Origin of the sequence: Vibrio sp. SCSIO 43009 (genome assembly GCF_023716525.1) — a bacterium.
Lineage (GTDB): Bacteria > Pseudomonadota > Gammaproteobacteria > Enterobacterales > Vibrionaceae > Vibrio > Vibrio alginolyticus.
This window is the reverse complement of the sequence record NZ_CP071842.1, coordinates 1202461-1223103: the sequence shown is the minus strand read 5'-3', so window position 1 is coordinate 1223103 and position 20643 is coordinate 1202461. Positions and strand designations below refer to the sequence as shown.

Below are 20643 nucleotides of genomic sequence, written 5' to 3'. Positions count from 1 at the left end.
ATATCCATTTTTTGTCGTTAAGTTATTTACACGATTGCTATTCTGTTCATAGCGAGCAACAAAGGATGAAAGGAATTCATGATAGAGCTAAAACATTTGCGGACACTCACTTCGCTTCGAGACACTGGCTCTCTAACGGCAACAGCGACCGCTTTACATCTCACTCAGTCGGCACTGTCTCATCAGATCAAAGATTTGGAGGCGCGAATTGGAGGGCAACTGTTCCTGAGAAAGACTCGTCCGGTGAAGTTCACTTCAGAGGGAGAAATCCTATTGCGTCTTGCAGAAGATATCCTTCCGAAACTCGCAAGAGCAGAAAATGATTTAGCGAGCTTGAAAGAAGACGTCAATGGCCGATTACATATGGCCATTGAATGTCACTCTTGCTTCCAATGGCTAATGCCTGCACTTAGGGAGTACCAACTTGCTTGGCCTAGCGTAACATTGGACTTTTCCTCTGGTTTTGGCTTTGAACCACTCCCAGCTCTATTGGCAGGCGAACTCGATCTCGTTATTACTTCCGATATCCAACCTCGATCCGAAGTCCACTACGAGCCTCTATTCGACTTTGAAATGCGTTTAATTACCGCAACCAACCACCCATTGGCGGAAAAAGAAATTATTGAGCCGCAAGATCTCGCAGATCAAACCATGCTCTCTTATCCGGTTCAAAAACAAAGGCTAGACGTCGTAAAACACTTTCTTCAGCCAGCAGGAATAGAACCTGCGAAATGGAAGCAAGCCGACAACACTCTCATGTTAGTTCAGATGGTCTCTGCTGGATTAGGGGTGGCGGCACTACCCAATTGGGCGATTTCTGAATTTTCTCGCCAAGGTCTTATTACCAGTAAACCTTTCGGCCAAGGCTTATGGCGTCGCTTGTTTGCTGCAACGCGTCACTCAGAGAAAGAAAAGCGTTACTTACAAGCTTTTTTCGCAACCGCGAGGCTACAATGTAAAAGCCACCTTGACGGAATCAAGGTGGCTTAAAAGATTTGGATTATGAAAGGCTTAGCGTTGATATGCTTTAAATTGGTTAGTCAATGGATCGTACTGATAACCGAGCATATCAAGCTTGCCGACTACAGACTCTACATCCATCTCATACACTGATACTAACTCGTCAAAACTGTCGCACTCTAAACGTAGCTTTTCGTTGACGATACCTAGCAAAATAGTGCTGTCCAGATTACCTACATTGCTTAAATCCATCGCGACTCTCCTCTTCGACAAGGTATATAAACAAGCGTAGTAGTAATCACGCGAATTTAAAGTGAGTGCGATCTAAAACGTGATCAACTTATACCCAAGCACCAAGAAAGCACTTGGATATAAGCCGTCTAGCTTTGTCTTTAGAATAGAGGTTAAGCCGCGAGAGAGAATAAACCTTGCAGGCTCGTCATCGACGCGAGTGCTAGCAACAAGGCAACGCTCAGTTGCACCTTTTCTGGTTTCTTATGCGTAAAAATATGCCAACACCACACAATAATTGAAGAAATTAACATAGCTAAAGACAGCAAGATTGGCTGTGTTGCAGCGTTCAGTGCAGCTTCATTTAACTGGTAAGAAGCAAACAACGTTGCGATGACTAATAGCATTCCAGACACAATGCCCGTAACTGGTAAAATACGGTGAAATGCCTGTAATCTGCTGCGAGCTATCGTAAGCAGCAATTGAGAAAATGACGCCCCAAGGAAAAATATCATTAGCGCTATCGCTATCGATGCTGGCCAGCTTGATTGCTCAAATACTTGAATACTCACATACGCAAAGGCCAAACCATTCGCTAAATGCATCGCCCATAGTGGCCCTTTTTCACGCGTTTTCTTGGTTTGAACCTGAGAATAGAAGTAGAAAATAGCAAACACGATCATAAATGCTTCAATGCGAAGTGACGCAACAGCGAGCCACAATACAGCTACTGCAGGCAACATTTTATGAAGACGTCCTCGCTGACCAGGACAAATATCGCCCTTGATTAGAAGCAAAGTCAGTAGCGCTTGTGCGCCAAATAGCATCGGAGGGAAAGTAACCAGCAATTGTTGAATCATGTTGAATGCACGCTCAAAAGTCATTTTGGGGGGCGATAATATCAAATCAACTATCGCCAAACCACCGAAAGTCGGCCCCCAAATGAGCTAAAACGGTAAGACAATTTTATTCACAGAGAAGCAAGATACTTCAACGCGTCTTCCTGCGTTAAAACTCCACGGTACTCTTCTTTGGTATTACACAGTACCCAAGGGAAACGAATCCCGGTTTTAACCAACTCTCGAATAACAGAGACAGGTAAATCCTCATCAACCAACACAAATTCGGTGCTCATTATCTGATTAACAGGACGTTTCCAAATTCGGCTTTCTCGTTCAGTTTCTCGCTCTGTTCCCATCGAAGGCGTTAGGTGTAAATTCACCGTCTCTTTCGTAATTAACCCAACACAACGATTTTCATTGAGAACAACTAAAGGCGAGCTTGGATTCAAATTCATGTACTCCACTGCCAAGGAGAGCGGTTCTCCAGGGTCCATAGACCTGACTTGTTCATGGCTCAAAGATTGCAACACATCACTTTGCTTAGACTCAATCGCGATGTCAGAGAACAGATGCTCATAACTGTCCGCTTTATCCATCAAATCGACAGGCACGGCAGCAGAAAATAGAAAGCCCTGCATGTAATCGACACCGATTTCTGCCAATACTTGAAGTTCTTGCTTAGATTCCACGCCTTCAGCAACCACTTTTACATTCATTTGCTGTGCAAGCTCGGTGACCATTTTCACAATGTTATAGCTAGTGCTCCCTTTATGAATGTTCTTGACGAATTTTCGGTCTATTTTCAGTAAATCAAACTGCCCTTTTTCTAGATAAGAAAAAGAAGAATACCCAGTACCGAAGTCATCAATCGCGATCTCAATGCCCTCTTTCCGCACTTCCTCTAGAGCTCGAGTATGCTCCTCATCTTGTTCAAAATACGCGGTTTCTGTTAGCTCGATAGTTACTCGCTTAGGGTCTACACCACTGGCTTTAATCAAATCATGCGACCGCTGAAGGATCTGAAGAGAATCCAATTTCGTATTGAGGGAGCGATTGATGGTCACGCCCACTTCCTCGCCATAAATTTCTTGTAAGCGCGGAAAGTGCTTCAACGCAGCTTGGCAGACCACATCATCAAGTGCCGCTATGAGTTCTAGATCTTCAATAATAGCGATCATCTTTTGCGTACAATACGCATCATTTTCATCATAGAAGCGTGCGAGAGCCTCGAACTTAACCACTCTTCCGGTTTGAACGTCGATAATCGGTTGAAAGTAAACGTCCACTAGCCCACTCTCTATTTGCGCCTCCAAAAACGCCTCGAGATGTTGGCGCTTCACTAATTCAGAGTGAAGTTCACTGTCGTAAAAGTTGAAATAGCTGCCTTCACCGGAAATAGAGGACAACATCGCTTGCGCTGCATGTGCTAGCGCTTGTCTTGGTCGGTTCGTATCATAGCCAAGGATTGACACACCAGTTTGGCCTTTAACGATAGTGGCATGCATCTTTGTGCCCATTTCATTTCTAAGCTCATTAAAGAACCCTTTCATGGCAATTTGGATCAAACGAACCGGGCTCAACCATTGACAATGAGGGGTCTGCAAGCATACGACAAACACATCCCGAGATAACTGCCCCGCAATACTGGTGTAGCGACTTCGCATAATAAAATCTGCAAAACCTAATTGCTGTTCAAGCAAGTATCTCTCCGAAAACTTGGGTCTGAGTGTCATAACAATGTTGAGTTCTTTATTTCTGCTTTCATTCGCTAAGGTTGCTAATTGGAGTTCAAATTCTTTCCTCGTCGGTAAAAAGGCAGCCCAATCATGCTGTTGTTCACAACGATTTTTCATCCACAACAACGAAGCAGAAATATCCGTAGAAAATCCGAGATAAAGAATTCGTCCAGAATGAAACGTAAGTCGGTAAATACAAAGATGATGAGCTTGGTTGCTACCGTTTGCTGTTTTGCTCAGCAAGTTACCACACCAACATCCTTCATCATTAATTTGCTGCCACAGCTGATCATAAAACGCTTGGCTATGGTGAGAGGTACTGAATATATGAGTTTTAAGCCCAACCAGATCTCGGTTTTGATAGCCCATTTGCAACTCAAAGGCACGGTTACAACCTAAGATGCGCGTATCTTCATCGGCAACTAAAACGCCTACATTTGGCAAATCAAAAATCGTTTCGAGAATTTTCGCTAACTCCTCGCAACCAGTGATTGTTAATTGTGGAATGATAGTGCCTTGGATAATGCGCTTATTGAGCCTTTCAAAACTAATAGTAACGTGCACTAAGTTAACGTTTTTTAGCATCATGCAACAAGAAAACCGCCCCCGTCCGCCAAAGAGTTCCACTTCTAGAATTCGTTGTTTTAGCGTTTCTTGTTGCCCCATCAGCATATGATCAAACAAGTTATTTAGGCTGGTTACTGGCGTACTTATCCCAAATGCCTTTGCCATTCCTTGCTGATCACATTCGAACTCGCGAGTATCAATATCGTAAGACCACTCTATAACAGGAGTTAGACTGGAAGTCGTTTGCATTTTTGGATGCACTGTTGTCGTAGATTCACTCATACCCTAGCCCCTTTTTTTGTAATTAGCCCAAGGCTCAAAATTCACAGTCAATTCGCGACATTCCAGTTGGGACCTGCCGATCCTCTTTATAGATGGATTGTGTCAACGATAAGCCTATCGACTTAGAACTATTTCCAGAGCAGCTCAGCCTTTTGTATTTAATATGCACCAATTTGATTATAGGCTTTACCCCATATAAGCACACCATTGCTTATGCTTTGTATTAAGATTGCGACATTTTTCATGAACCGATCTATAACCATGAGGCTTTCAAGGTGAAATTAGACAGAAAATCGCCGATAGAGCATTGATATTTTTACAAGCCAAATAAAACTCGATGAACTAAGCTGGAATAGATGAGTTTGTTATAGATACCTGATAATCAAATCGCTATAATTCGCGCTCCCTGGAACAGAGAGCAAAATATGACCAATAACATCACTCCTATTCATGAGTACAAAAAATACTGGGCAGAGTGTTTTGGTACGGCACCTTTCTTGCCGACCAGTCGCAAAGAAATGGATGCCCTAGGATGGGATAGCTGTGACATTATCATTGTAACCGGTGACGCTTATGTGGATCACCCAAGCTTTGGTATGGCTATCATTGGCCGCCTGCTAGAAGCACAAGGTTTCCGTGTCGGTATCATTGCTCAACCAGAATGGCAAAATAAAGATGCGTTCATGCAACTTGGTAAGCCAAATCTGTTCTTCGGGATCACTGCGGGTAACATGGACTCCATGATCAACCGTTACACCGCGGATAAAAAGCTTCGTCACGATGACGCGTACACACCAAATAACGAAGGTGGTAAACGCCCAGACCGCGCAACGTTGGTATACTCTCAACGTTGTCGTGAGGCTTACAAAGAAGTACCTATTGTTTTAGGTGGTATCGAAGTCAGCCTACGCCGTGTGGCACACTACGATTACTGGTCAGATAAAGTTCGTCGTTCAGTACTGTTTGATGCAAAAGCAGACATCCTACTTTTTGGTAACGCAGAACGCGCACTTGTCGAAGTAGCACATCGCATCGCAAACGGCGAAGACATCAGCACCATGACCAATATTCGTGGTACTGCCGTGAACTTGCCAGCGGCGCCAGAAGGCTACACGGTTATTGACTCTTCTCGCATTGAAAAACCTCGTAAAGAAGCGTTCGTACCAAAGAACCCATACGAAGTAGAAACTCAGTGTGAAACTAAAAAAGACGAGCCAGTTGCACAACCAATCACAATTCGCCCATCACGCCACGATGCTGCGACGACTGCGGTCCGTTTACCTTCGTTTGAAAAGCTAAGAAACGATCGCATTCTTTATGCGCATGCAAGCCGTGTACTGCATTTAGAAACGAACCCGTACTCTGGTCGAGCGTTACTTCAAAGCCATGGTGATCGTGAACTTTGGGTAAACCAAGCTCCAATTCCATTGACGACCGAAGAGATGGACTTTGTGTTTGGCCTGCCTTACCTTACGCGCGTGTCCCTCACCCTATGTACGGGAAAGCAAAAATTCCTGCGTACGACATGATCAAGACGTCTGTAAACATCATGCGTGGTTGCTTTGGTGGCTGTTCTTTCTGTTCGATTACCGAGCATGAAGGTCGAATCATTCAAAACCGTTCGAAAGAGTCTATCATCAACGAGATTGAAGAAATTCGCGACAAAGTTCCAGGCTTTACCGGCACAATTTCCGATCTTGGTGGCCCGACTGCAAACATGTACCGCCTGGGCTGTAAAGATCCAAAAGCGGAAGCGAACTGTCGTCGTCCTTCTTGTGTATTCCCGGGCATCTGTAACAAGCTAAACACAGACCACAAACACACGATCGATTTATACCGCGAAGCGCGTAAAGTTGAAGGCGTGAAGAAAGTGATGGTTGCATCTGGCGTACGTTACGACCTTGCGATTGAATCACCAGAATACGTGAAAGAGCTCGTGACTCACCACGTAGGCGGTTACTTAAAGATTGCACCGGAACATACTGAGAAAGGTCCTCTTGATCTGATGATGAAGCCAGGCATGGGTACGTACGATCGCTTTAAAGAGATGTTCGAGAAATACAGTGCAGAAGCAGGCAAGAAGCAGTACTTAATCCCTTATTTTATCTCTGCGCACCCAGGCACAGAAGACGAAGACATGCTGAACCTTGCTCTGTGGCTGAAAAAGAACAACTTCGAATGTGACCAAGTACAAAACTTCTACCCTTCGCCAATGTGTAACGCAACGTCGATGTACTACTCAGAGACAAACCCTCTGAAACGCGTGAAGTACAAAAAACGTGAAGATGTACCTGTAGCAAAAGGTGAACGTCAACGTCGCCTGCATAAAGCGCTGTTGCGTTATCACGATCCAGCAAACTGGCCAATGATCCGTGAAGCCCTAGTCAGTATGGGTAAAAAACATTTGATCGGTGACAAACAAGGCTGTCTCGTTCCTGCAGAAGACATTGAAGCACAAACACCAGCGCAACGTCGTAAATCTGGTCGTCACGGGGCAAACCGCTTTGCAACCAAACATACCAAAAACCAACCAGGCTTCGGTGGTCATTTGAACAAACGTTCTGAAGGCGGTTCAAAAGATGGTAAACCATCTGGCAACCGTAACGGTTCGGGTAAAGCTACAGGTGGTCAACGCCCTGCAAGCAACGGCCAACGTCCTAGCGGCAACGGTGCAAACCGCCCTGCAGGTAGCAAGCCGCAAGGCCAAGGTCGCCCACAAGGACAAGGCAAACCAGCTGGTCAACGTAAACCAAAGCGTCGCTAACTCTTTAGCACTTAAATACTAGAAAGGGCTCCAGAGGTAACTCTGGAGCCCTTTTGTTTTGTCGGCTCATTGAGGCATCACTCACAACTCAAACTTTGATTCAATCAATACAAAAAATGGTAAACACCAACCAACTTATTGGAAAAACAAACAATTATTTGATTGACGCAAAACCATAAAAATCTAACTCATTGATTTTTAATCACTTTATTTTGGTGCGATATTTGCGTAACAGAGTAAAACTCTTAAACATGGGCTAACGATGAATAATCCACTTCCCCCAAAAACTTCTATGTTCTGGTATGACAACAGCTATACCTATGAGGAGGCCGTTCAGGCATTTGAAAGCGATGGTACACTGAAATCGCTGAATATCGTTCCAACCACGGAATCCGATGATCTTGCTGGCTCCCCCCCAGAGCGCAGTATGTTTTGGGAGGGAGAAACAAAAAAAATCGATCCGCCACCGCCGTCTGAACCAGAACCTCTCAATTTAAAAACTGAGAAAGAAGCAACGGAAGCATCACCTGCGCACTTTATCCCAGTCCGCTATGCCATCGATCAGCTAGAAACAGAAGAGACACAACCTTTTGGTTTGCCTGAAGAATGGAAAGGCCAAGGCCCAGCCAAACTCAATACCGTTGGTTACACCCTGCGTCAACTGCGCGACGGTTGGCTGTATGTCTATGATGCAATCAACAAAAGCTTAGACGAATACGAAATCAAAGGAACGCAATTCACGCTCTATAAGTTGGGAGAATCAGAAAGCCCAAAATCAGAGCAGCGTGGGACACCACAAGATGCAAAACCCTTCCTTACTTACATCAACGGAAGCGTACTATCGATTTGCTTCTCTGAGCACCGGTGGACATGGCACACGTTCATGCGCGTACTTAACAATCCGAGTAATCATATCGATCGCATGCAAACCATTGTTCTGTCCTCAAACGAGAATCAGCACAACATTGCACCAATAGATAAGTTAACCCAAGTCGCTGATATTGAATCTTCTGCCGTCGATGATGGTCGCTTTGCGGATTCTGGCATCGCCACCAAAGCAGATGAAGATGGTTCTGTCTTTAAACCTGTCGCAGTCAAAAGCGATTTAACCTCTGCGATTCCAGAAGAAGAATCAGGCTACTTCGTCGCGATAAAAGATTACGCCGCAGACATTCAAGATATGTCGCTGCATTTTGTTGGCGCTGCAAGCCCCTACCGTCTTTTCACTGACCAGTTTTCAAACCAGTGGAACTTGATGCAGACCGCTATGCAACTGTGCATGTTCGGGGCAAGTGACGAGATAGACATGCCAGCTAGCGTTAAGCGTAACGGCGAAGAGCTGTCGTTTTATACCGACATGGCAGAATATTATGACTCCTCTAGTCAACTCGACTTGGCAGAACAAAACAAAAGCTCAGTTCAATCAGGCTATCCTGCTAAATTTTCCGCCGGAGCGATTGAATCACACCAACATACCCAAAGCGACATTGCCAAAGCAATACAGGACAAATATCGAATTTCTGCAAGCCGATTTGGTAAATACGAACAATGGATAGCGACTGAACGCTGGCGTCAGCAGCTCAACTGGAAGCAAATGCTGAGCGAGATGCAAGAGCTGTCAGAACAAAAAGAAACCATGCTAGCCCAAGTGGTTTCGGTCAAACGCGACTTTATCGCAGTAATGGAGTCCTTAACGCCGCATCATCTCGAAAGAACCTTCGACCTATACAGCGAAGACACGCAGTACAGCTTGTATCAACTACACAAGCAAGCGGTTGAGTCATTTACTTTGGTGATACAAGAAGAAGACCGCCAATGGGCTGAAAGCCAATGGGAGAAACCAACCAGTTTACTTGCTCTCTATGCCTCTGGGTTTAGTCGTAGTTTATTTAAAGTGATGGAGAAGAATATTACTGAGGCGCAGAATGAACAGTCGATCGTCTCAGACAATCCTGAACCTGATAATCAGTTGATGGACCAGATATCTGATACCAGCAACCGCGTGAATATGTACTCTAAGATCATGGACTTTGTTTCCAACCCAAACACTGCGGAAACAGCCTTTCTCAAAGATATCGCCAAAGGTTTCCAAGAGCTGGATATTATTTTTAAATCTGCAATAGGTGCGCTTGCAAAAGGCGTTGTAGAGTTTGGTGTTAGCATGACCTCACAAGTATCAATTTCGCTGATGCCTGTTTTCGCTAAACCTCTGAACCGTCATAGCTATTATTTATTTGCCGTTATTGCAGAACATATGGCACACAATATGCCCGTAACAATAAAAGAAGGTTACGCTCACGATTTTAAAAAATGGAAAACACGCGTAAGTGATTATCTGATTAAGCTCGAAAAAAACGATGCAATCATTGCTGACTTCCAGAAAAATAACCGCAAAGCTGACTCTAAATACACAACAGCTTTAAAAAATAAAAAGACTATTAAGAAGGCTCTCGCTGTAGCTACATTGGAGTACCCGCAGTACATTGAGTTACCTGATGATCTACCTCAAAGAACCATCGAGCTTAGAACGCGGATCGTGATGAATAAGCTCAATGATTTGAATAAACTGTTCGAGAATGCCGGTGGTCTAGGCTTTCTGGCATTAGTATTTAACTGCATCGCGCTTGGTGATGCCATGAGCAGTATCCAAGACACTGGATTAATGTCCTCAGATGAATTTTTGGATATCCAACAAAAGCTTTTTTATACAGTCAACGCTTGGACGGGTATTCGCACCGGTAAACTTTGGGACAACGTAAGAGTAGATAAAACGCTACGAGCACGTTCTTTATCTGCCCTAAAAGAAATGGCGAAACGTGATACCACAATACCTATTTCTTCTTTGAGTGATCTTAAAATTTTCAACAAATGGCTTGCGGTAACAGGAATAATAGGTGCTTTAGCTTCAGGGATAGAAGCTTACCGGTCGTTACAACAACTTGATAGTTTGAATGGCACTGCAAAAATTGCGGGATACTTCAACTTTTCTTCTTTAGTTGGACTTACAGCAGTAGGGACCTTTCAAGCTGTAGGAGGAATAACTGGCGTATGGTCAGCAAACGTTCTTTTCGGTGGGCCAATCATGTTTGTCATTATGGGGCTAACTGCAATTTACCTTTTGAGCAACTATGTAATGAGCAAGTTCAAACAAGACGATTTTCAAAAATGGTTAGATAAATTACCGTGGGGATATAATTCCGCCAGAGCACAATGGAGTCAGTCTCCAGATCTGTTAGAACGAGAAAAACACAACTCTTCATTAGTACAAAAGGCACTATTTGATTTACAAACCATCATAGATAAACCATCAATCTACCAAGTGCCAATGATGCGGGTTGTTCCCAATTCATCAACGCAATACCCATCAGCAATGCAGGAGCTGTTTGGTATTGAGTTGCATATCCAAGTTCCTACCAAAATAGCAAGAGATGGAATTAAACTTCGGACAAATACTTCTGTAACTAAGGGAGAATTGATATCAGGAACTTGGTACACCGGAGTAGATCTAGAAACCTTGAATAGCCCGATGAACTCCGCAAACTCTCAAAGCGTGTATAAATTGAGTTTACCTATGAAAGACTCAGCTGACTATCTAGCATTTGAGATAGAATACATCCTCGATGATGAAAACGAATTAAGCCGTAAGTACTGGTTCCAAAATAATGCAAAACAGCGTGCAACTTATACGGCGATTTCAGACAATAATAAACAAGCAACGATCAGAAGTTCATTAACTTCAGATACTAGTGAACTTAGCTTACAGGAGTAACCCTTGGCTTATTTACCTTTTTACATCACGCCAGACGAGTTTTCGGCTTATCAAGAAGAACAAGAGCAACAAATTCTAAAAGGGAAAGAGCTCACAACCTGGCACAAGCACGATATTGAAGAGCCTTTTCGATACTTATACTTATCAATTGCTATAGCCGCAGTCAGCCCGTTATTTTTCCTGACCTACTTTCTCCACGATAGTAGTCAGATGCTCTTGACCTACATATTATCAGGCTTAACGATAATCATGTCCGGTGTTTCTTATCTTACATTTGGTTTAGACAATCGTTATGACTACACCATATCCGAGCAAGGCATGGTCTTGAGAAAGAGACGTGATCTCCCTACTTGGGTGAACTCAGCAGCGCAAGTGATGGGTTGGTTTGGAGCAGTAGTCTGCGTATTTATGGTAATCGCAGTAGGACCAATGGCTCTAGTCGGTGCTGGTGGATTTATTTTAGTTTCATTTCGCATGCTGAAGCGCCAACCTGAAGAAGAAACTGAAGTACGAGTGGGGCTTCGCAAAGATTCATTGTTTGCTCAATACAACAAACAGCGAAAACTCATTGTGATTTATCACAAATTTGACGACTGCTATTTCTTTGACATTGAGCATAAAGAAGTCAGTCGAAACCAAACTCGTGGTCGAAGTTATATATTTTGCAAAACTGAATCAGAAGTGAATTACTTGTTGAAGTTGTTAGTTAACAAGTGGAACATCGAATGCTCTGAAGAAAACAATATTAAACAGCTTTTCAATACAGACCTAATGTACGAAAAACTTCAAGATGTTCCAGTAAGAGGAACTAAATATCTACTAAGCGAAGTAGATAGCCTGAGAAATAAGAATGCCACATTACCCGAACTAAAATACTTGCGTGGTGACTTATGGCTAAGCGAAGCGGAAATCGACCAGCGCAAAGCAGAACTGAATACAACCAAGGAGTAACCCTTGGCATATTCACCATTTTACGTCACCCCAGAAGAATTAGCAGTTTATCAAGAAGCGCAAGAGCAAGAAATACTCGCAGGCGATAATGTCAGAACATGGCACAAGTATGATGTAGAGGAACCATTTCGCTATTACTTTAAACTTTTTGCGCTTCCCTTTGTGATCGCCCCATTCCTATTAACTTTGTTTATACACACGAGTGACACGGTTGGCGTAACTATTTTTTCTTTTATTTTATCGGTGATGGTGTCTGGTGCCTTTTACCTTACGATTGGCCTCGACTATCGCTATGACTATATTTTTTCTGACAAAGGCTTTGTGATGAAGAAACGTCGCAACATGCCTAAGTGGGTGAATACCGCCACGCAAGCCGTTGGCTGGATAGGTGCAGTGGTATGTGTGGTGATGGTAGCGATGGTTGGCCCGATGGCGTTAGTAGGTGCAGGTGCTTTTATATTAGTCTCCTTTAAAATGCTTAAACGCCAACCAGATGAACCAACAGAAGTGAGAATCGGAGAGCGTGAGGATTGGCTGTTTGCGGACTACAATAAAAAAAGGAAAGTGATCCAGTTCTATTTTAAGCATGACATATGCAGATATCGAGATACTGCTCATAAGACTATCTTTCGCTCACAAGATAGATCAGATTGTTATGTTTTCTTTAAAACTGAAGCGGATTTAGAATCCATGGTCACACAACTGTCAGAGGTCTACAAACTGGATTGTAAAGAGGTCGATGATCATAAAAAGCTGTTTGAAGCAAAGCCAGAATCAAGGCTCTTTAGTATTCCAGTTTGTAGTAGAGAATATCAAACCGAAGAGGTATTTGATTTAAGGGCGTCAAATGCCCCACTTCCTGAGCGTGAATACCTTTACAACGGCAAGTGGCAAACGGAATCTGAAATCGAACAATCAAAATCTGAACTAACGGCAGCCAAGGTATAAACCTTGGCTTATTTACCTTTTTACATCCCCCATGAAAAGCTTTAGGTTTACTCTGATGTACAAAAAGAAAAATTGGTTCAAATAACGAATTTTTAACTCGAGGATAGGAGAGTAAGCCCGAACCTTTCTATCCTCTACTAAACACCCATTTTGCACTGAGCAAATAATTGCTCACCATGCCTGCCAATATGCCTAAGCTCAAAGCCAAATAGACCATCAACCCTTGCGTTCCTAGGGCGAGCGTTACGCCTTTGAACACAATAAAGTTCGGCAAAGCACTGATACAGGCACTCGCCATAAATTTTTGCCATTGAGCGAAAGGGTTGGTTTTTTCTGCTTGAGAGAAAGTCAGCCAGCGATTGCCAAGCCAAGTCGTGGTTGCTGCAAACAAAAATGCTATCCCACGAGCCAGCATCAGATCCAGACCAAACCAATGGAACAACACAGAAAAGATAAGGGTGTCGACCATAAAGCCGACACCACCTACTAGAGCAAACCTTGTTAACGAAGCAAACCTTTCCAGCGAAGCAAATTTTGGTAATTTGCGCATTCCGTTACCCAACCACACAAGTGTAGAGTGAGCGTTTCGATTTTGCTGTGAACTCATTGGTACAACTCAACGCATTTTCATGAATCATGCTATCCACTTGCTGCGATTTACCAATCAGGTGGAATTTCTTCAGATTGTTTAAGTCATTCTTATCTTCAAGCTTTTTCGCCTGACCATGACTATAGAACTGACCTGAGAACGGGCGCTTACCAATGTAGAAGACCGGAGCGTTGTCATTAATTTGCGCGAAGATGATGCGATCGCTGCGACTGTCTGCTTTGCCCATATTCAAAACCAACATCGCAATCATAAGCAGGGCTGGCAACACCGCTGCCGTTCCGGTCAACCATTTGAAATCGTGTTTCTCCACCAGCATCGCAATCAAGATACCCAACGCAGGCACACCCGGTAGTACGTAAGCAGGCAAGATATTCCCAGCCATGGTGAACAAGATCATTGGGGAAATCAGCCAACACATCAGGAAGCTAAATAGGCCTTGATGATCAGTTTCAATGGCTTTGAGTACTTTACGACGTTTCCACGCCAAGATAGGCAATACAATTGACCAAGGCGCAGCCGACTGTAGCCAGAATACCCAGATCATCCCACGTGGTTGATCATGAGCAGAACCATACAGATCCCCTTCCCAACCGCTAACAACAAAACGCTTAAAGTGCTCGCCAACAATGAAGTAATCAATAAATCCAGGCGTCGCCATTTCAGCCATGATGTACCAAGGTAGAGCAATCGCCAGCATGAGCACCAACCCCGACACAATTGGAAAACGCTGCCACAAGGCTTTTAAGGCACCAAAGAAACCATGCTGAATCACGAGCCAAGGAAATACTGCGATGCCCATGATCACGATCGCCACTGGACCTTTCGCTAACAGCCCGCAAGCCAAGCCAAAGAAACCGAGGTAACCCCACAATCGGCTGTGTTTGTCTTTTCCAAGCCAGCAGTAATAAAAGCCGACCATCGCCATCGTCATTGCCAACGTCAGTGCCATGTCTGTCATCACCGCGCCCGCCGCAATTGAAAAGATGCCACACGTCGCCAGTACCAACGCTGCGATGACAGCATTAAAGCCCGCGCGATACGCCATGAAAGCAACAAAAACAATCGTCGCAACACCCGCTAGCCAATGAGGCGCGCGCACTGCAAATTCATTCAATCCAAACAACTCAATGCCATAAGCACTCATCCACGTGAACAGGGGTGGCTTCCCCCAAAAAGGCACGCCGTAATCAAACTGTGGGGTAAGCCAATTGCCGGTTTCCACCATTAAGCGCGCCATTTCGCCGTAGCGGGCTTCTGTGGTGTCCATCAAAGGGTAAGCGGCAAGTGAAATAAGACGGAGTAAAAGAGCAAACGCCAACAACAACCACAGATGGGTTTTATTAATACTCATGATTACGCGGTTTCTCCCAGTTTAAACTTCATGGTTTGGATGGATTGATGTTTTGCAGGCTGCTCGTAAACAGACTGAACAAGATAAAGAGGACGTTGCTTGGTCTCGACAAAAATGCGGCCAATGTATTCACCCAAAAGGCCAATCGACAGCAGTTGCACACCGCCCAATGCAAGTTGGACGACCATCATGGATGGGTAGCCAGTGACAGGCTCACCAAACACAACAGTTTTCATCACTATGAATGCGCCATAGATAAAGGCACTGAACGCCACCAATGCACCGGCAAGTGTCGCTAAACGCAAAGGACGAATGGAAAACGAGGTAATGCCGTCCATTGCAAGGCCAATCAGCTTGAGGTAGTTCCATTTGGTTTCACCACAGAAACGAGCGTCACGCTCAAACTGAACCGTCACTTGCTTGAAACCCGGCCAAGAAAAGATGCCTTTCATGTACCGGTTACGCTCTGGCAACGCATTGATGTGTTTAACCACTTTTGCGCTCAGTAGACGGAAATCGCCCACGTTCTCCGGCACATCCAATTTCGCCATGCTATTCAGCACTTTGTAAAAGCAAGCGGCCGAGAAGCGTTTGAACCAAGTTTCGCCGTGGCGTTCACTGCGCTGCATGTTCACCACGTCATACCCTTCACGCCATTTTGATACCATTTGCGGGATTAACTCCGGCGGGTCTTGCAAGTCAGCATCAATCACGATCACCGCTTCACCTTGGCAGTGTTCCAGCCCCGCACTCATGGCGGACTCTTTGCCGAAGTTACGGCTTAGTGCAATACAACGAACGTCGCTAGAAGATTGAGAAAAGTTTTGCGCGATCATTAGGCTGTCATCTTTGCTACCGTCGTCCACATAGACGATTTCGCAGCGTTCTGGCATTTCATCCAAAACGGCGGCTAAACGACGATGAAATTCAGGCAAGACTTCTTGCTCGTTAAAGAATGGCACCACAACAGACAAAACTGTTTTAGGCTCAGTGTGTTGGCTCACCTTTGAAAAGGTTGCAGCGTGAGTGTTGAAGGTTGACATGCTACTCTTCCACTAAATCCGATGAATGAATCCAGTCTACAAACATCAATGTGAAAGAGATGTTGTTGACATCTTTTTCACGTTCTTAGTGAATAATGTTCGGTTAAGACGAAGTCTTATTTTCGAAAACCCGCCCACTTGGAGAGAAATACATGAAACGCGTACTTTTAGTCGAAGATAATCGAGAAATCGCAGGCGTGCTGTTCGATTATTTTGAGTGTGCAGGTATGGAACTCGATTATGCAGACAACGGCGAGCTCGGCTTGAAACTGGCGATGGAAAACACCTTCGACATCATCTTGCTCGACCTCATGTTGCCACGCATGGATGGCCTGACCATGTGTAATAAACTTCGCGACGCGGGCAACAACACACCAGTGCTTATGCTGACTGCACTTGATAGCCGTGACGATATGCTCAAAGGCTTCCAACACGGTGCTGATGACTATCTGACCAAGCCTTTCGATCTGGATATTCTTGAAGCGCGCATGATGGCCCTGATCCGCCGTTACCGTGGCACTGTCGCGTCGAGCAAGTTGGAATATGGCGAAGTCTCTATCGACCAAAAAACGCGTAAAGCTTACCGCCAAGATAAACTGCTGGCGCTAAACCCCACCACTTACACCATTCTGGAAATGCTTGTGAAAAGCGCACCAGACGTGGTGACACGCGAAGAAATCGCCTTCCAACTTTGGCAAGAAAACGAGCCAAACAACGACGTTCTGCGCAGCCACATTTACCAACTTCGCAACCAACTTGATAAGCCATTTGAACAACATGTGCTGATCACCGTACCGAAAGTCGGCTTCCGCTTGGAGACAGGTGCATGATCAATCGCTTACTTGCTAGCACGCAAAGCACACAAAGTATGACAGGGCGACTCGCTCTGTTTTTCTCTTTTGTGTCGGTCGTGATTGGCATCTTCTGCTTTTTGTTGATTACCGGCTCCCTGCTTTGGTCTGAAGACCGCGTGGGCGAGCGTCGTATTATGGTCGACAAAAAAGAAGCAATTGAACATTTCCAGTCCCACCCAGAGCAAGGCAGTATTCAGCTTGACCTACTCACCACTGCATACAACGACATCTCATTGGTTGCCGAGCGCTATCAAAAATACCTGATTGGTCAAAAGCACTTTCTTGATGAAGTAGAAGACGGTGAATACTCGCGCATGGTTTACATGAGCACTTACACCTACAAAGGCATTGAACATCCCGTTATTCTGGTTTCCTTGATTGATGAAATCGAGATCACCTCAGAGGAATTCATTCTCGTCGTCGCTATGGTGCTGTCCATTGTCGCCGTGCTGGTGTTCCTGTTTGGTAGCCTCCTGCTGCGCTTATCACAACGCTTGATTGAACCCGTCAATGCGCTTAAAACTCAACTCGACCATCATCAAGGCGATGCTACGCAAACTTTTAGTGTGCCCGAGGGCTCAGCTAAAGAGTTCCAAACCCTTGCAGATGAGCTGAATGAGTACCGCCACAAAATCAATCAAGTCATCAAGCGTGAGCAAGCCTTTGCACGATACGCGAGTCATGAACTGCGAACACCATTAACAGTGATGAAAGGCTCAAGCAGTTTACTGGCAAGAAGTGCGAACACGGATTTCCAGACCCGCCAGGTGAACCGAATTCAAGATGCAACGCAGCAGATGTCGACCATGGTGGATGCCCTACTCGGCTTAGTGCGTTACGAGCGTAATGCAGATGACTCACCAGTACGCAGCATCACCGAAGAAGAACTCAACCAAATCATCTTCCAAAGCCAAGCTCAGGCGGATGAGAAAGCACTCAGCTTTAATGTACAGATCGACGGCAACCCAAGAACGCGCGCGACCAATGCCGTGTTGACCATTATTCTTGGCAACCTGATTCGAAACGGCATCGCCGCGACACCATCGGGTTCAATTCATATCAGCATGGATGAGAACACCATCTCAGTGCGCGATGAAGGCGAAGGCTTTTCGACCATTCCGCACTCTGATGGGCACGGATTAGGTTTGATGATTGTGGATGATTTATGCCAACGCTATGGCTGGCAATTTAAGATTGGTACACATCCAGAAGGTGGTTGTGAGGCAGTAATTGATCTTGCGTCAGAGCACCAAGAGGCTTGCTCAGAGTAACTTCCCCAGCGACTAATTCAATTGAGAGGTATCTACTTTGCTCAGTATTAAAACGAGCAATTCGATACCTCTTTTTGATTCAATTGAATGAAACCCTATGCCGCAAGCGCTGCTAGTCGATGGAATGCTTGCGATGCCGATTCCGACGCCTCACACACAGAAAACATATCTTCGATAAAGTACTTCAACGCTCTCGATTCAATGGTTCTGATTGCTGCTTGCTGCTCGTCCGATAAATAGCCGTAAATGCTCGCCGCACCAAAGTCGCCGAAGATCATCTCACCTTTGTCATTCACCAAAGTATTGTGCGCATACAAATCGCCATGGCACACCTTGTTATCGTGCAGGTGATTAAACACGTCCACCATCTGCTCCACAATAGAATTCACTTGCTCAACCGTCAGCGTAAACCCTTGTGGGAATGTATCTCGGGTGCAAGTTTCAAGCGTTGGTGGTAACCCCAAGTTGTAGTAACGGTTTGGGATCAGCTCCATCACCAAAGCAAGCTCATTACCATCATCCACTTGCGCGATGGATTTCACCAAGTTGTTGTGATGCCCTGCTTGCAAACATGCTTCAAGTTCATCATGTGGGTAGCCGTCACTGGTCACTTCGCCCTTGAACACTTTCACCGCCACTTCATTCGGGAAGTCGTATTGAGCGTCAGTCCAGTTAGCATGAGAAATCACGCCACTCGCACCTTGGCCAAGAACATGGTTAAGTGAGTAACTGTTTGTCGTCACTTTCGGCACGCTGTCTAACGAAGATGGGTGTTTGCAGAATGGGTTACCTGCGAACGCAAACCATGCCAATTTAGGCAGCTTCATCAACACATCTGGGAAGTGCTCTAACTGGTTCGCAGAGAGACGAATCAATTCTAAATTAACCAAGTTTTCCATGCTGTTTGGCAGTTGCTTGATGCGATTGCCCGCCAATGCAAGCTTTCTTAGGCGTGGTCTTTCACCCAGGCTGTTTGGCAGAACTTCAATCTCGTTGTCGGTCAGAATCAACCAACGTAACTGAGTTGGTAGTGAGGCTTCACTCACCACTTTGATCTTGTTGGTTTTAAACCCAACCATCTCAAGGTTTGGCAGCTTGCCCAAGACCTCTGGCAGATGGGTGAACTGGTTATTGGAAGCAAAGATGATTTTTAGCTTGGTCAGCTGTTCCAGTTCTGGTGGTAAATCTGACAGTGCGTTGCCAGATAAATCTAACACTTCAAGCGTTTCTGCAAGCTCTAAAATTTCCATAGGAAACTCAGTTAGCCCTTCCGCCAACTTCAGTTGTTTCGTTCCTACTAATTGTCCTGTTTTTAATTGTTCTAGAGTTTGCAAAACCAAGCCTTCTGATTGAGTTGAAATAAGCGGCGTAGTGTACGTGGCTTGAGACAGAAAGGCGAGTCATGGATGGAATCGCCTGAAACCAAAGCGGCCAAAACATCAGGAATAACCGAAATGGTTGTACTGAAACCCAGACTTTTTATCTGGGTTTAATGGCGTTACACTACGCGCCCTTTTTAACGGCAAGGTCGCGTGGTTGGACACGTCAGCAGTCACATGAAACTCTCTGAAAGCCCGATAACTCAACACAACTTCAACGGTCATACGTTTTTTCTTAAGCGTGATGACATGCTGCATTCTCACTTTTCTGGGAACAAAGCACGTAAGTTTATGGCGTTGATGGAAACGCAAAACAGCGACATCAAAACCCTCATCAGTTACGGCTCTGCTCAATCCAACGCGATGTATTCGCTAGCGGCTCTCGCCCAGATTAAAGGTTGGGCATTTGAGTTTTATGTTCATCACATTCCATCTTGGCTAAAAAGCTCCCCCATCGGAAACTATCGCGGCGCTCTCGATTTGGGTATGAAAATCACCGCCATGCAAGACATCGGTAGCGAACTCCACCCTAGTGAATACATCCACCAGGTACGAAGATTAGATGAGTCGACATTGCTTATTCCAGAGGGTGGACGTTCCCACCTCGCTGAAGCTGGCATCAAACAGTTAGCACGAGAAATTCTTGATTGGACGCGATTGAGAGGTAAAGAACAGTTTACCGTCGCCCTGCCATCAGGCACTGGCACGACCGCTTTATATCTTCATAAACATTTAAGCCCACACGGCATAGAAGTGCTAACTTGCCCTTGCGTAGGCGATGCAGATTACTTAACTGAGCAGTTCAACCAGCTCTGTGAAAACAGCCACCCAACCATTTTAACCATCCGCAACAAACACCATTTTGGTCGCTTGTACGAAGAAGATTACATCACATGGAAAGCACTCTTTGAGCAAACCGACCTCGAATTTGACCTGTTATACGACCCGTATATGTGGCAATGCCTAACACCTTGGTTCGAAGAGAACACAGATAAAACGGTGATTTACATTCACCAAGGCGGGTTACTTGGCAACGAGTCGATGTTACCAAGATATCAACGAGAATTTGAATAGCGTGTTCAAAT

Annotated in this window: 14 protein-coding genes and 1 pseudogene; 8 read left to right on the top strand and 7 right to left on the bottom strand. The window is 44.9% G+C overall.

The features are described from left to right. The first annotated feature begins 78 nt into the window (after positions 1-78). A complete protein-coding gene (gene metR / locus J4N43_RS05735) occupies positions 79-990 on the top strand; it encodes an HTH-type transcriptional regulator MetR (RefSeq protein WP_005386724.1) in 912 nt (303 codons plus the stop codon). A gap of 21 nt (positions 991-1011) precedes the next feature. Here metR and J4N43_RS05730 read toward each other — a convergent pair whose 3' ends face one another. The 3 genes from J4N43_RS05730 to J4N43_RS05720 form a co-directional block, all read right to left on the bottom strand. Beyond that, the gene (locus J4N43_RS05730) at positions 1012-1212 is read right to left on the bottom strand and encodes a DUF4250 domain-containing protein (protein ID WP_005376762.1); all 201 of its coding nucleotides are present in this window, start codon (positions 1210-1212) and stop codon (positions 1012-1014) included. A gap of 152 nt (positions 1213-1364) precedes the next feature. Next, positions 1365-2051, bottom strand: coding sequence for an HI_1241 family integral membrane domain (locus tag J4N43_RS05725; RefSeq protein ID WP_151514979.1), 687 nt, complete (start codon positions 2049-2051; stop codon positions 1365-1367). Positions 2052-2161: 110 nt separating this feature from the next. Next, a complete protein-coding gene (locus J4N43_RS05720) occupies positions 2162-4618 on the bottom strand; it encodes an EAL domain-containing protein (RefSeq protein ID WP_158159707.1) in 2457 nt (818 codons plus the stop codon). A 425-nt stretch (positions 4619-5043) separates the two neighbouring features. On the opposite strand from J4N43_RS05720, the pseudogene J4N43_RS05715 reads away from it, so the two are divergent. The 4 genes and pseudogenes from J4N43_RS05715 to J4N43_RS05700 all read left to right on the top strand — a co-directional run bounded on the left by J4N43_RS05715 (position 5044) and on the right by J4N43_RS05700 (position 13050). Continuing rightward, positions 5044-7382, top strand: a pseudogene (locus J4N43_RS05715) (YgiQ family radical SAM protein). Between the two features lie 262 nt (positions 7383-7644). Further along, the gene (locus J4N43_RS05710) at positions 7645-11151 is read left to right on the top strand and encodes a T6SS effector BTH_I2691 family protein (RefSeq protein WP_252094161.1); all 3507 of its coding nucleotides are present in this window, start codon (positions 7645-7647) and stop codon (positions 11149-11151) included. A 3-nt stretch (positions 11152-11154) separates the two neighbouring features. After that, a complete protein-coding gene (locus tag J4N43_RS05705) occupies positions 11155-12102 on the top strand; it encodes an immunity protein TsiV2 protein (RefSeq protein ID WP_138940436.1) in 948 nt (315 codons plus the stop codon). Positions 12103-12105: 3 nt separating this feature from the next. Continuing rightward, on the top strand, positions 12106-13050 hold the full coding sequence (locus J4N43_RS05700; protein ID WP_206953372.1) for an immunity protein TsiV2 protein: 945 nt from the start codon (positions 12106-12108) through the stop codon (positions 13048-13050). Between the two features lie 127 nt (positions 13051-13177). Here the strand turns inward: J4N43_RS05700 and J4N43_RS05695 are convergent, their stop codons facing one another. The 3 genes from J4N43_RS05695 to J4N43_RS05685 are packed head-to-tail and all read right to left on the bottom strand — an operon-like array spanning position 13178 to position 16054. Continuing rightward, positions 13178-13600, bottom strand: coding sequence for a GtrA family protein (locus J4N43_RS05695; protein WP_033905699.1), 423 nt, complete (start codon positions 13598-13600; stop codon positions 13178-13180). Between the two features lie 4 nt (positions 13601-13604). Next, a complete protein-coding gene (locus tag J4N43_RS05690) occupies positions 13605-15011 on the bottom strand; it encodes an ArnT family glycosyltransferase (RefSeq protein WP_053349651.1) in 1407 nt (468 codons plus the stop codon). A 2-nt stretch (positions 15012-15013) separates the two neighbouring features. Next, positions 15014-16054, bottom strand: a complete 1041-nt coding sequence (locus J4N43_RS05685; RefSeq protein ID WP_080996823.1) for a glycosyltransferase family 2 protein — start codon at positions 16052-16054, stop codon at positions 15014-15016. 152 nt (positions 16055-16206) lie between these two features. Here J4N43_RS05685 and J4N43_RS05680 point away from each other — a divergent pair, with 152 nt between their 5' ends. Together J4N43_RS05680 and J4N43_RS05675 are read left to right on the top strand one after the other, a co-directional pair. Next, positions 16207-16884, top strand: a complete 678-nt coding sequence (locus tag J4N43_RS05680; RefSeq protein WP_053349650.1) for a response regulator transcription factor — start codon at positions 16207-16209, stop codon at positions 16882-16884. Then, positions 16881-18179: a sensor histidine kinase gene (locus tag J4N43_RS05675; protein WP_053349649.1), complete on the top strand. Its 1299-nt coding sequence runs from the start codon at positions 16881-16883 to the stop codon at positions 18177-18179. Before J4N43_RS05680 ends, J4N43_RS05675 begins: the two co-directional genes overlap by 4 nt. A gap of 95 nt (positions 18180-18274) precedes the next feature. Here J4N43_RS05675 and J4N43_RS05670 read toward each other — a convergent pair whose 3' ends face one another. Next, on the bottom strand, positions 18275-19513 hold the full coding sequence (locus tag J4N43_RS05670) for a leucine-rich repeat-containing protein kinase family protein (RefSeq protein ID WP_053349648.1): 1239 nt from the start codon (positions 19511-19513) through the stop codon (positions 18275-18277). Between the two features lie 222 nt (positions 19514-19735). Between J4N43_RS05670 and J4N43_RS05665 the strand changes: the two genes are divergently transcribed. Next, positions 19736-20632, top strand: a complete 897-nt coding sequence (locus J4N43_RS05665) for a 1-aminocyclopropane-1-carboxylate deaminase/D-cysteine desulfhydrase (RefSeq protein ID WP_053349647.1) — start codon at positions 19736-19738, stop codon at positions 20630-20632. Positions 20633-20643: the final 11 nt, after the last annotated feature.